The organism is Pseudoalteromonas sp. S16_S37 (assembly GCF_014694405.1).
GTDB lineage: Bacteria > Pseudomonadota > Gammaproteobacteria > Enterobacterales > Alteromonadaceae > Pseudoalteromonas.
The window spans coordinates 1-11,956 of the sequence record NZ_JAAUWV010000042.1; the positions used below are offsets into that span (position 1 = coordinate 1).

12 protein-coding genes are annotated in these 11,956 nt (G+C 41.6%); 6 read left to right on the forward strand and 6 right to left on the reverse strand.

The window, feature by feature from the left end; genetic code table 11:
- Window positions 1–283: 283 nt before the first annotated feature.
- Window positions 284–478 (forward strand): bacterioferritin-associated ferredoxin, encoded by a 195-nt coding sequence (locus HC733_RS16065; RefSeq protein WP_190366032.1) that lies wholly within the window; start codon window positions 284–286, stop codon window positions 476–478.
- A gap of 55 nt (window positions 479–533) precedes the next feature.
- Here the strand turns inward: HC733_RS16065 and bfr (HC733_RS16070) are convergent, their stop codons facing one another.
- The 5 genes from bfr (HC733_RS16070) to HC733_RS16090 all read right to left on the reverse strand — a co-directional run bounded on the left by bfr (HC733_RS16070) (window position 534) and on the right by HC733_RS16090 (window position 6,495).
- Window positions 534–998, reverse strand: a complete 465-nt coding sequence (gene bfr, locus HC733_RS16070; protein WP_190366033.1) for a bacterioferritin — start codon at window positions 996–998, stop codon at window positions 534–536.
- Between the two features lie 13 nt (window positions 999–1,011).
- Window positions 1,012–1,479: a bacterioferritin gene (gene bfr, locus HC733_RS16075; protein WP_190366034.1), complete on the reverse strand. Its 468-nt coding sequence runs from the start codon at window positions 1,477–1,479 to the stop codon at window positions 1,012–1,014.
- 229 nt (window positions 1,480–1,708) lie between these two features.
- The gene (locus HC733_RS16080; protein ID WP_190366035.1) at window positions 1,709–4,849 is read right to left on the reverse strand and encodes an efflux RND transporter permease subunit; all 3,141 of its coding nucleotides are present in this window, start codon (window positions 4,847–4,849) and stop codon (window positions 1,709–1,711) included.
- A 14-nt stretch (window positions 4,850–4,863) separates the two neighbouring features.
- A complete protein-coding gene (locus tag HC733_RS16085) occupies window positions 4,864–6,015 on the reverse strand; it encodes an efflux RND transporter periplasmic adaptor subunit (RefSeq protein WP_238937583.1) in 1,152 nt (383 codons plus the stop codon).
- A gap of 132 nt (window positions 6,016–6,147) precedes the next feature.
- A complete protein-coding gene (locus HC733_RS16090; RefSeq protein WP_190366037.1) occupies window positions 6,148–6,495 on the reverse strand; it encodes a DUF2946 domain-containing protein in 348 nt (115 codons plus the stop codon).
- A 177-nt stretch (window positions 6,496–6,672) separates the two neighbouring features.
- Between HC733_RS16090 and HC733_RS16095 the strand changes: the two genes are divergently transcribed.
- The 5 genes from HC733_RS16095 to HC733_RS16115 all read left to right on the forward strand — a co-directional run bounded on the left by HC733_RS16095 (window position 6,673) and on the right by HC733_RS16115 (window position 10,982).
- Window positions 6,673–8,037, forward strand: coding sequence for a DNA-3-methyladenine glycosylase 2 family protein (locus HC733_RS16095; RefSeq protein ID WP_190366038.1), 1,365 nt, complete (start codon window positions 6,673–6,675; stop codon window positions 8,035–8,037).
- Window positions 8,034–8,498 (forward strand): methylated-DNA--[protein]-cysteine S-methyltransferase, encoded by a 465-nt coding sequence (locus HC733_RS16100; RefSeq protein WP_190366039.1) that lies wholly within the window; start codon window positions 8,034–8,036, stop codon window positions 8,496–8,498. Before HC733_RS16095 ends, HC733_RS16100 begins: the two co-directional genes overlap by 4 nt.
- A 163-nt stretch (window positions 8,499–8,661) precedes the next feature.
- On the forward strand, window positions 8,662–9,351 hold the full coding sequence (locus tag HC733_RS16105) for an amino acid ABC transporter substrate-binding protein (RefSeq protein ID WP_190366040.1): 690 nt from the start codon (window positions 8,662–8,664) through the stop codon (window positions 9,349–9,351).
- Window positions 9,352–9,411: 60 nt separating this feature from the next.
- Window positions 9,412–10,008 carry a thymidine kinase gene (locus HC733_RS16110; RefSeq protein ID WP_190366041.1) on the forward strand — a complete coding sequence of 199 codons (597 nt, stop codon included), beginning with the start codon at window positions 9,412–9,414 and terminating at the stop codon, window positions 10,006–10,008.
- A gap of 59 nt (window positions 10,009–10,067) precedes the next feature.
- Window positions 10,068–10,982 (forward strand): DUF808 domain-containing protein, encoded by a 915-nt coding sequence (locus HC733_RS16115; protein WP_190366042.1) that lies wholly within the window; start codon window positions 10,068–10,070, stop codon window positions 10,980–10,982.
- Window positions 10,983–11,043: 61 nt separating this feature from the next.
- Here the strand turns inward: HC733_RS16115 and rlmF are convergent, their stop codons facing one another.
- Complete coding sequence (rlmF, locus tag HC733_RS16120) at window positions 11,044–11,898, reverse strand: 23S rRNA (adenine(1618)-N(6))-methyltransferase RlmF (RefSeq protein WP_190366043.1); 855 nt, start codon at window positions 11,896–11,898, stop codon at window positions 11,044–11,046.
- Window positions 11,899–11,956: the final 58 nt, after the last annotated feature.

Sequence of the window (11,956 nt, forward strand, 5' to 3'; positions counted from 1 at the left end):
CTTTAAATTCAGGAGAGTGGTTTCTACGTTTTCTAGTCATCATCTATTCCAATATTTTTGGTTACTATAAAAACAGAACAATCACTTAAAGTCATGTCCGAAAATTGGGGGCCAGTTCTGAGTGCAGAAAAGTTATTGCACACAATATGTTGTAGTAAGAGTTTGGGGCATTGATTTATGTGAATGACAATAATTATCATTTTTTATATTTATCTAGTTGATAACTATTTTTGTTTAGATTAAACTCAGTTTCAGTTAATGTAATTGAGATTGGTTTGTATTCATGTACATCTGTATTTGTCACGGTGTGACTGATAAAAAGATTGCCCAAACAATTGAAGAGGGTGCAACTAGCATGCGAGAGCTAAGCCAACAACTAGGCGTAGGTACTCAGTGTGGCAAGTGTACAAACTGTACTAAAAAGATCTTAAATGAAAAACTCATTGAGATTGTAGATGTAACAGATCAAGTAGCTTAATAAGCATTTATTAGATTCCAAAAAAGGGCCACAAGGCCCTTTTTTATTGTACAACTTACATTTGAGACTGAAGATAGTTTTCTATTCCCATCACTTTGATGAGGTTCTGCTGGGTTTCTAACCAGTCAATTTGTTCTTCTTGCTCATTCAAAATGGCATCAAGCGCTTCTCTGGAGATATAGTCACGCTTTTGTTCAGCTAATTCGATGGCTGATTTCAAGTCGTTCAATGAAAGCTGCTCAAACTCCATGTTGGCTGCAATCATTTCTTCGCAATTTTCACCTATGCGCAGGCGACCAAGGCTTTGTAGATTTGGTAAGCCTTCTAGAAATAAAATGCGTTCAATTAATCTGTCTGCATTTTTCATCTTTTGGATTGAGGTCTTATAGTCAGCCTTATCAAGCAAACTAAAGCCAAAATCTTTAAACATGCGCGCATGTAAGAAGTATTGATTAATACCTACCAGCTCGTTAGCCAATACCGCATTCAATGAAGCGATAACGTCTTTATCACCTTTCATATTTATTTCCTACTTATAGTTGCGATTGGATATAGTTGTGAGTGCCGATTTTATCCATCAGGCCAAGTTGTTGCTCAAGCCAGTACACGTGATCTTCTTCGGTATCGAACAGTAGCTTTTCTAACGTTTCGCGTGACTGATAGTCTTGCTCTTGCTCGCAAATAGCAATGGCTTCTTTAACACTTTCAACAACTTCTAATTCAAGTGTTAAGTCATTTTGCATCATAGAGCGAACATCGTGGCCAATTAAAAGGTCGCGACGCTTTGTCATATTTGGTATGCCTTCCAGGAACAAGATACGTTTTATCAACCAATCTGCATGTGTGGTTTCTTCTTCCATTTCATGATTTAAGCGTTCGTATAGCTTGTTGAAACCCCAATCATCATACATGCGAGAGTGAATAAAATACTGGTCGATTGCAGCCAACTCATTGGCTAAAAGTGCATTAAATGCATCAATAACGCGTTGCTTACCTTTCATAACATCTACCTGCTAGTAACTAATTGAGAGCCAGTTTATAGGAAAGACGTGTTCTGTCAATTAAAATTCTATAAAAATCATGCAGTTAAGTATTGATTATAATTCGCATTACAGTTAATTTTTGTATCTCTATGCGCTAATTTAGGTTGCTGTGAGGTTGTATCTTAGGCTCATACAACAGAGCCTAAGATGCGATTTTGAGAAGGCACGTACTGGTTATTTGTGCTTGTCACTCATGTTCATTAATTGTGCAGTTTGGTGATTCTTTGCATCGAAAGCGACTAAAAAGAATCGGCAGTACAAAGAGTGTCAGAAGTGTAGAAGAGGCCAACCCACCAATTACAACTGTTGCAAGCGGTCTTTGGATCTCAGCACCAACGCCATTGGAGAGGATCATTGGGATAAGACCCAAAGAAGACGTCAATGCAGTCATCAAAATGGGTCTTAATCTTGATGTAGCGCCATTAAATACGGCGGTGTGGGTGTTTTCACCAGCGGTGATACGTTGATTGATACTTTCTATCAAAACCACGCCGTTTAGCACCGCAACACCAAATAATGTAATGAATCCCACCGAGCTTGGAACCGACAAATATTGCCCAGTAAAGTACAGAGCAAATATGCCGCCAATAACCGCCAGCGGTACATTAATTAAGATAAGTAACGCTTGGGCCACAGACGAAAAAGCAAGGTAGAGTAATAGGGCTATTAAGGCCAGCGAAATGGGCACTACAATACTTAACCTTTTTTCAGCTCTTTGCTGACTTTCAAACTGTCCACCAATGATAACCGAATAACCCGAGGGCAAGTCGATTTTGGCGTCGATTGCAGCACGTATTTGAGATACCACACTGCCCATATCTTTACCTTGCACATTGGCCTGAATAACTATGGCTCGTTGCACATCTTCACGCCTCACCTGTGGTGGGCCTGATTTGAATTTAATTTCAGCAACATCGCCAAGTTTTACCCAAGCACCCGTTGTGCTAAGCAGCCTGAGTTCATTTATGACTTGTTCATTTTCTCTAAATTGAGCATCCAAGCGTACATAGATATCATAACGTTCATTACCGTTGATAATTTGTCCCGCGTTTGTGCCACCAATACCATCTCTGACTAAAGACATAATATCCGCTACTGACAAACCATACCGAGACAGCTCTGTGCGCAATGGACTAATGACAAGTTGAGACTCTCCAGCAATTTGCTCTAAGGCAACATCAGCTGTGCCATCAATTGTTTTAACCAGAGTCTCAATTTGCTTACCTTTAGTTGCTAAGGTTTCAAGATCTGGTCCAAACAATTTAATCGCTAATTGCGCTTTTACACCGGATAACAGTTCGTCAACTCGCGTCGCAATGGGTTGTGAAAAGTTAAATAACAAACCTGGATGAACCGATAGTTTATCCAGCATCAAGCTTTGTAACTGATGGCGATTAGTTGCGCTTTGCCATTGCTGTATCGGTTTTAGGCCAATATATATTTCAATATTATTGACGGGTTCTGGATCACCGCCAATTTCAGCTCGACCAATGCGGCTAAGCGCATATGTTACTTCGGGGAACGACATGAGTGTTTTTTCGAGCTCTGGCGCAACTGAAAGTGCGGTTTCAAGACTTGCGGACGGGGCCAAAGTTACCCGCAAATTAATCGTGCCTTCTTCGAGTTCTGGCACAAACTCAGTGCCAATTTTTGGCGCTACTAGCAGTGCGGCAACAAATAATGAGATAACACCTATCAAAATGAATGAGGGAAAAGCCATCGCTCTTTTTAGCAACGCGCGATAACAATAGTCTAAGGGCTCAAGTAATACGCTTCTGCGAGGGCGTAATTTGTATTTAAATAAATAACTAGCCAGTGCAGGTACAATAATGACGGCGACGACTATTGCACTGACTAACGCTAACATAATGCTTTGCGCCATGGGTTGAAACAGCTTTGCTTCTACGCCTTCAAAACTAAACAGAGGTGCAAAAACAATTAAGATAATTAAAGCTGCAAATATTACTGGTCGCGCAACCTCTTTACTGGCTTGTCTTACAACCTGCTGAGGGGCGACTGAGTCATTTTGGTGTAGACGTTTAAAGATGTTTTCGACCATCACAACCGAGCCATCAACTAACATACCTATCGCGATGGCAATGCCGCCAAGAGACATTAAATTTGCAGATATCCCAAGCCAAGACATCAGTATCAATGCGATGGCTATTGAGATAGGAATGGAAATAAGTACCAAAAATGTCGCCCGTAGGCTCATCAAAAATAGAGCTAAGATGATGATGATAAGCACAAAAGCGATGCTTAGCGCTTGTACCACAGTGTTAACGGCCTTTTTAATCAGGTCGGCTTGGTCGTAAAAAGGCTCAAAACGCACGCCTTTAGGCAATGTACGTTCAATCAGCTTAACCCGCTGCGCGATTCCCTCTATGGTATTATTGGTATTGGCATTCATACGTTTTAAAACAATGCCTGTAACCACTTCGCCTAATTGCTGTGTTTTACCATGTTGGTCTCGACGGGTCATGGTCACCGCACCTTGGCGAATTTCGCTACCAAGTTCAACAGAGGCCACCTGAGCGACCGTGATCACAGTGCCATCAATTGTTTTTACTGGGACCTGTGCCAGTTCTGCAATGCCGTTTTGTGCACTGTTAAACCATCCCATTCCCCGCACCACAAGCTGCTCTTGGCCTCTTTGCATATACCAGCCCCCTGCGTTTTCGTTGTTACTTCTGAGGGCTTGGATCACATCCTGTTGTGATAGTCCATAGGCTATCAACTTCGTGGGATTAATATTTACTTGATATTGTTTGACCTCTCCGCCAAACGATAGGACATCCGTAACACCATCAATGGGCATTAGCATCAGCTTTACGACCCAATCATTAATGCTGCGAAGTTGCATCACGTCAATATCTGCATCAGGCTCACTGACAAGCAAATACTGATAAACTTGACCAAGGCCAGAGGTGTTAGGACCCATTTGCGGTGTTCCTAATCCAGCTGGGATCAATTCCTTGGCAGTTTGTAAACGTTCAAAAACTAACTGCCTTGCGAAGTAAACATCAGTGCCTTCTTTAAATACAACCGTAATACCGGATAAGCCTGTTTTGGATATAGATCTGACTTGTTCTACACTGGGAAGCGCATACATGACTGCTTCTATGGGGTAGGTGATCAACTTCTCAACTTCTTCTGCTGCCAGTCCTGGAGCTTGGGTATTGATAGTTACTTGCACATTGGTTACATCAGGGAAAGCATCAAGATTTAGCTTTGGGATCACAAAAAACGCCCCACTCATCGTCGCAACAAGTGCTAGTACTACAAGCAGTCGATTATCAATAGCCCAATCAATTAAGCGATTAAACATAGTAATTACCTCGCCTAGTGGTTGTGAATGTCGAAGTTACTTTTGGCAAACTCAGAGGCGATAAAAAACGCGCCTTGAGTAACCACTTGTGTCCCCAGCGGTAAGCCTTTTATCTCTACTAACTCACCAAATCTTCTGCCTCGTTCAACTTCATAAGCAGTAAATTGGTTTTGCTCTTGGGAAATAAATACTTGCCAATCGCCATCTTCGCTCCTAACTAGCGCTGTTTCTGGGACTGCTAGGATAGGCTGTTCAGTCGGGAGGTTGAAATACACGTTAACAAACATACCGGCATGAAGTCGGTCATCTTTGTTATTGACGACTAAACGCACTGTGCGAGTACGGGTAAGTGGGTCAATAGTGTGAGACTCTTGGATAACTTGGGCATCATATGCGTGGTATTGAAACTCAACAATAGCGGTACTTTGAGCACTAATGTGCTCGCTATCATTGGCTGATAATCGCGCTTCGACCCACAAATTTTGCTCATTGGCGAGCAGTAATAAAGTTTGTCCTGTTTCGACACGTTGCCCTTGCGCAAATTCATCTTGTAAAACTACGCCATTGATTTGGGCATACAAAGTGTATTGGCCTAGTTTAATTTCATTTTGCGTTGCCAATGCAGATATGGCGTTATCGTTAAGGCCCAAAGCAGTTAATTTCCCAAGGCTTGCTAAGTAGCGAGTTTTGGCTATTACACGCTCGCTTTCGCTAAGCGTTTGTTGACGCATGTTTTTGACACGTAACCATTCGCTATGAGCCACCATATAATCAGCTTGTGCTTCGGCCATTGACTCACTGAATAACGTCACCAGTTTGTCGCCTTTTTTTACCTTTTCACCTAATGCGACATGTCGCGTCATGATGACTGAATCAGTGCGAGGAGAAACAATATAACTGGTATAGCCATTCTCTTTGAGCTCACCAGGGGCATAAAGACGCTGTAGCAAAAATTCGGGTTTTAACGTGACAACTTTTACTTTGGCTAATTGTTGCTGCAGTTGATTGAGTGTCACAGCTTGGCTGTCATTGTGCTCACTTGAGTCTGAGTGTTCAGTTTGTGGGTTTTCGTGATTGTGGCCTTGCGCTGCATTGGCAATTTTAAAAGGGCCACACATTAGGGTCACGGCAAGCGCTGATACTACCGCTGTGGTAAATTTAAACATAGTTATCTCTTTATTATCCATATGGTTAATGGAAATTCTTTTAAACAGACACATAGAGCTACGCGCTGCTTGAACAGGTTGCGTACTACCTATGTGAGATTAATTAGCCTTTATGGCTGAGAAAAAGAGGGACTATGCTCTAGGCGGTTTATATTGTGGTTCATGGCGATGCAGTGCTTGAGTGCATTCATTATCCATGATGTTACGTGATTGTTTGATGTATAGGGCCGTGATTGGCTTGCTGACAAACCAACTTAAATGGCTGCCGCTACAGTGTCCACAATGATGACAATCCTTCACATTATGGCCACTTTGGTCATATTGCTCAGTCAAAGTTGATACTTGCTGGTCGTGGACATGCTCTATTTGCAGGTGCTCGATATCAATCTGATGAATTTGCGTACTCGCAGCCATAGCCCCAACAGATTGCAACGCAATTGCGAGGGTAATAAATAGACTGAGTAACGTTTTAAAATTCACAGTGAATAAAAAGCCTTAGGATAGAATTGGCGCTCAAATTAGCAAATATTCTTTTTAGGGTCAATGTAATAGAACCATAAGAGGAGACGGCTTTTTAAGGTTTAGTTCCAAATCTGGCTATCGAACAGAGCGTTTTGCGATAGACTAGCCTTAATTGAGATTAATTTATCGAAGCTTATGTATTCTCCAGATGTTTGCCAAAAAGCGCGAAAAAGCCGAGACCACCGTTTTGATGGCTTGTTTTATGTCGCAGTTAAAACGACTGGTATTTATTGCCGGCCAATTTGCCCTGCACCCGCTGCTAAAGAAGAAAATGTGGAGTATTTTGAATACGCGCACAATGCCGCAGAGGCTGGATTTAGACCTTGTATTCGATGCCGACCTGATGCCGCGCCTGGCAGTTATGCTTGGCTTGGCATACAAACTACGGCCGTGCGAGCAAAAAAAATGATCGACGAAGGTGTATTATCGACACACACCACCGCAGAATTGGCAGAGCGTTTGGGAATTACACAGCGCTATCTAAATAAGCTTTTTAAACAGTTTTATGGAACCAGTCCTAAACAATATGCATTGTATAAGCAATGTGATTTTGCCAAACAGCTGTTACAGCAAACAGCCTTGCCTGTTGCGCATATTGCTTTTGCTAGCGGGTTTAATTCATTACGGCGGTTTAATGATGCTTTTGCTCGATTGTACCAACTATCACCAACGCAATTGCGAGGCGGTGTAGAAAACTCACAATCGCATATCACTTTATATTTACCCTACAGACCACCTTATAATTGGCAGGTATTACATAATTTTTTGGCAAAAAGACTGATTGAACCCGTTGAATGGCTTACTCAAAACAGTTATGGACGCACTTTTCGTTTAGATATCTTTGATGGTGCGTTTGAAGCTCACTATGAGCCAAAGCAGCATAGGTTCAAAGTAGAAATAGCCATTAATGATGTTGCGGGTTTGCATTTAGTGGTGAGTAACATCAAAAGAGTACTGGATTTAAATGCAGACCCTCTATTTATAGAAAATCATTTAAAAAGTGCGTTGCCAAAAACATTCGAATTTACTCAAGGATTGCGTTTACCTGGTATCTGGAGTGAATTTGAAGCGGGAATTCGTGCAATTTTAGGTCAACAGGTGAGTGTTGCTGCGGCAAGAAACTTACTCAAAACTCTGGCAAACGAGCTTGGAGAGCATAATCATTTAGGCCAGTTGCTTTTTCCTGAACCAATCGCAATGAAGGATAATGAATTTGGCTTTTTTAAAATGCCAGCTAGGCGTAAAGAAGCTTTGACCAGTTTTGCAAGCTATTGCTTTAACACAAACGGCAATAATGAACTTGATCAATGGTTAAGTATAAAAGGCGTAGGCCCTTGGACCGTTGACTATGCAAAAATGCGTGGACAAAGTAATCCTGATATCTATTTAGCGGGAGACTTGGGAGTCAAAAAAGCGTTTGCACAGTATGGAGAATTGGATGTGCACGCATGCGCCCCGTTTCGTAGTTATTTAACTTTTCAATTATGGCAACAATTATGATTTATCAACACACCATGCAGACACCAATCGGTGAGCTAACAATCCAATCATCGAACATTGGCCTGACCTATGTGGGTTTCAGCCCCAAGATGAAATATGAAGAATGCCACAATACATATACCCGTCAGGCCTGTGAGCAGTTAAGCGAATATTTTGCCGGCTTACGATATACGTTTGCTGTTAGCTTTGACTTACAGGGGAGTGTGTTTCAACAATCCGTTTGGCAATTACTAACGCAAGTTGAGTATGGAAAAACCAACACATACGGCTGGATGGCAAATCAATTAGGTAAACCTAAAGCTGTTCGCGCTGTTGGCGGTGCTAATGGTAAAAACCCCATTAGTATCATTATTCCTTGCCATAGAATTATTGGCGCTAATGGCACGTTAACGGGTTATGCTGGCGGTGTAGAGAAAAAAGCATGGTTGCTTAAACATGAGCAGCAAAATAAATTAAATTAGATATACTTATCAGCATATAAATAAACTATTTGGAGTGAACCCATTGCGACAGAGGTCACTGATAGGTTTGATTTTTGCTTTTGTATCTTTGCCTATTTACGCTCAAACACTGACTTTTTGCTATGAAGATAAGGAATTGGCTCCTTCGTATATGGGAGTTGGTTTGAATGTTCCTAAGGTTCGCCCTGGCGTGAGTATCGAAGTGTTGCAAACAATGTCGCGTGAGATTGATGGATTGCATATCGAGTTTGTTCGTGAACCGTGGCAAAGGTGTTTACACGACCTCAAGCGTAACAAAGTAAATGCAGTAATAGCCAGTTATCGGCAAGAGAGAGCAGAGTTTATGGTGTTTCCAACGACCGAAACAGGTGAGTTGGATACACTACTGGCACTGAACCAATTTGGTCGTTGCTTGGTTGGTGATAGCCAGTTTATGGATGAACTAAAAACGACAAAGCGCAGTTTTAACTTGGCTATTCCAAGAGGGTATTCATCTGCAAATAGCCTTGATGACAAGCGTTATGTTAAGGTAGATACACTCTCGCAGCTTGACGCGTTTGATTTAGTAAATAAGCGTGTGGTAGATGGCACCATCGGGCTGTGCATGATAAACGGCAAAGCCGTTAAAGCATTTCCCTATGCCAAAAATCTCCATGCGTTTTATCCACCGTTTGATACCAGTTTTGGGTTTTTAACCTATTCAAAACTGTTTTATCAAAACAACGAAGCATTGGCTAAGCAACTATGGCAACAGCTGGCAAAATTTCCATTTGCAGATGTTTACATGGAGTACTTAGCATCGGAACATCAACAAATCGACAGTCACGTTACAGATAAACCTAGTTCAAAGTAACGTAGTAAACACGCTTAACTTTGGTTAGACTAACGGCATTTTTGGTTTCAAGATAATTCCATGGCACAACTTTACTTCTACTATTCAGCTATGAATGCTGGAAAATCAACAACTTTATTACAATCAGCATTTAACTACAGAGAACGTGGTATGACGCCTTTTATTCTTACCGCTGCAATTGATAATCGCGCAGGCGTAGGTAAAGTGGCTTCTCGTATAGGGCTTGAGGCAGATGCCCATGTATATGATGCACAAAGTGACCTGATGCAACTAATTCTCGATGAACACAGTCAGCAAAAAGTAGATTGTATCTTAGTTGATGAGTGCCAGTTTTTGAGTAAATCACAAGTGAATGCGTTAACTGATGTGGTTGATGAACTCAAGATACCAGTACTTTGCTATGGTTTAAGAACTGATTTTAGAGGCGAATTATTTGAGGGTTCTCAATACTTATTAGCCTGGGCTGATAAACTCATTGAACTAAAAACAGTGTGCCATTGTGGAAGAAAGGCTAACCGAGTATTGAGAACGGATGAAAATGGCATAGCCATCGCTGACGGTGCTCAGGTTGAAATTGGTGGCAACGACCGCTATGTTTCAATGTGTCGAGCTCACTATAAAGCGCAATTGAAAGAAGCACTTAAAGCCGTTGAATAATAGGATGCGCAACACAGTATCGCGCTATTGGTAATAATTAACGATGGATCAAAAATAATATGGCAGGAGCAAGCTTACTCTCATTGTTAGACGATATCGCTACTTTGTTAGATGATATCGCGCTTATGAGCAAAACAGCCGCTAAAAAAACAGCAGGTGTTTTAGGTGATGATTTAGCGCTTAATGCGCAGCAAGTAACGGGAGTAACTGCAGATAGAGAGTTGCCGGTGGTGTGGGCTGTTGCCAAAGGATCATTCCTCAATAAGCTGATCCTTGTGCCAAGTGCTTTGCTTATCAGTGCATTCTTACCTTTTTTAATCACTCCTTTATTGATGCTCGGTGGATTGTTTTTGTGTTTCGAAGGTGCAGAGAAAATCATCGAAAAGCTGTTTCATAAAAATACCGAGCACGACAGCAAAGCAAATATAGAGGTGGTTGACCGCGTTACCTATGAAAAAGATAAAATAAAGGGGGCGATACGTACCGACTTTATTCTATCTGCTGAAATCATTATTATCTCTTTAGGGACTGTAGCGACGCAGACTCTTAGTACACAGCTTGGCGTGTTAAGTGTCATTTCCGTAATAATGACCATCGGCGTATATGGGCTGGTTGCGTTGATAGTCAAGTTAGATGATATGGGGCTTTATTTGTTGAATAAGCCTGATGCAGGGCAATTTAAAAAAGCCATAGGTTCTGCACTTTTATCCATTGCCCCTAAACTCATGAAAGTCCTTGCAGTTGCAGGTACCGTGGCCATGTTTATGGTTGGTGGCGGTATTTTAACTCACGGTTTGCATAGCGTATCAGAAGCGATAGATACGTTGAGTGGCACTATTGCAAATTATAGCTTTTCTTGGTTTGAAGCTGTTTTACCGAGTATTTTTAGCACTATTTTTGGCTTACTTGCAGGCCTTATTGTTGTCGGCTTTGCCTTTGTTGCTGCGAAATTGAGACACACAGCGAACACCTAAGTTGTTGGCCGCTACTTATATGGCGGCCTGTGTTTTATGCGCTTCAGGGCAAAAAAGTGTTTTAATCTGAATAACGCCATGCTAAGAAGCGGCTGGTTTTTTGGCCTTGGGCCATTTTCACGACTTTGACCACTTTTGGCTGCTGCTTTTTTAAATACTGTTTAAGGGGCGCTAAATTATCTTTGTTAGATACTAAGCAAGTAAACCAACCTACCTGTTGAGCGTACTCTTTACTTTCTCTAATCATGTTTTTGATGAACTGACGCTCACCTCCGTCACACCAGAGCTCTTGGCTTTGCCCACCAAAATTCAGTTTGTTACTTGGTTGTTTGGCTAGATTTTGCCACTTACGCGTAGACCCCTTTTCAGCGGCGTCTTTACTTGCATGAAATGGAGGATTACACATGGTTACATCAAAGTACTGTTTCTGCTCAATAACGCCCTTAAATATATTGTTCGAGTCATGCTGTTGAACGAGTTCAATGTTTAGCTTATTTGCCAATACAATGGCCTTTGCACACTTAATTGCAATCGGATTGATGTCGCAGCCCACAAATTGCCAATGATATTGTGAGCTGCCAAGCAAAGGATAGATTACGTTAGCCCCTGTGCCGACATCCAACACTCTAATTTTAGGGTTTGGCTGTGTTTGTTGTAATAGATCTGCTAATGCGTGAACGTAATCGGCACGTCCTGGTACGGGGGGACATAAAAATCCTTCGGGTATTGACCAAAATTTCACATTGTAATGGTGCATCAATAGCGCTTGGTTTAGGCACACAACGGCATGACGGTCACTAAAATCGATACTCTCAGTACCTTTAGGCGTGATAGTGATGTACTTGGATAGTTCTGGCTGCGTTTTACACAAGGCATGAAAGTCGTAACCTTGGCGATGTTTGTTTCTACTATGCATCAATATTCAATGTTATGGTCAGGGCTGTCCATTATATCGTTTAGCGCTTAAATGTGAC

Bases quoted from the DNA above. Each gene is read 5' to 3' on its own strand.
- HC733_RS16100 (WP_190366039.1), top strand. From the start codon at position 8,034: ATGATTTATCAACACACCATGCAGACACCAATCGGTGAGCTAACAATC.
- HC733_RS16110 (WP_190366041.1), top strand. From the start codon at position 9,412: ATGGCACAACTTTACTTCTACTATTCAGCTATGAATGCTGGAAAATCA.
- bfr (WP_190366034.1), bottom strand. From the start codon at position 1,479: ATGAAAGGTAAGCAACGCGTTATTGATGCATTTAATGCACTTTTAGCC.
- HC733_RS16080 (WP_190366035.1), bottom strand. From the start codon at position 4,849: ATGTTTAATCGCTTAATTGATTGGGCTATTGATAATCGACTGCTTGTA.
- HC733_RS16085 (WP_238937583.1), bottom strand. From the start codon at position 6,015: ATGTTTAAATTTACCACAGCGGTAGTATCAGCGCTTGCCGTGACCCTA.
- rlmF (WP_190366043.1), bottom strand. From the start codon at position 11,898: ATGCATAGTAGAAACAAACATCGCCAAGGTTACGACTTTCATGCCTTG.
- HC733_RS16095 (WP_190366038.1), top strand. From the start codon at position 6,673: ATGTATTCTCCAGATGTTTGCCAAAAAGCGCGAAAAAGCCGAGACCAC.
- bfr (WP_190366033.1), bottom strand. From the start codon at position 998: ATGAAAGGTGATAAAGACGTTATCGCTTCATTGAATGCGGTATTGGCT.
- HC733_RS16065 (WP_190366032.1), top strand. From the start codon at position 284: ATGTACATCTGTATTTGTCACGGTGTGACTGATAAAAAGATTGCCCAA.
- HC733_RS16115 (WP_190366042.1), top strand. From the start codon at position 10,068: ATGGCAGGAGCAAGCTTACTCTCATTGTTAGACGATATCGCTACTTTG.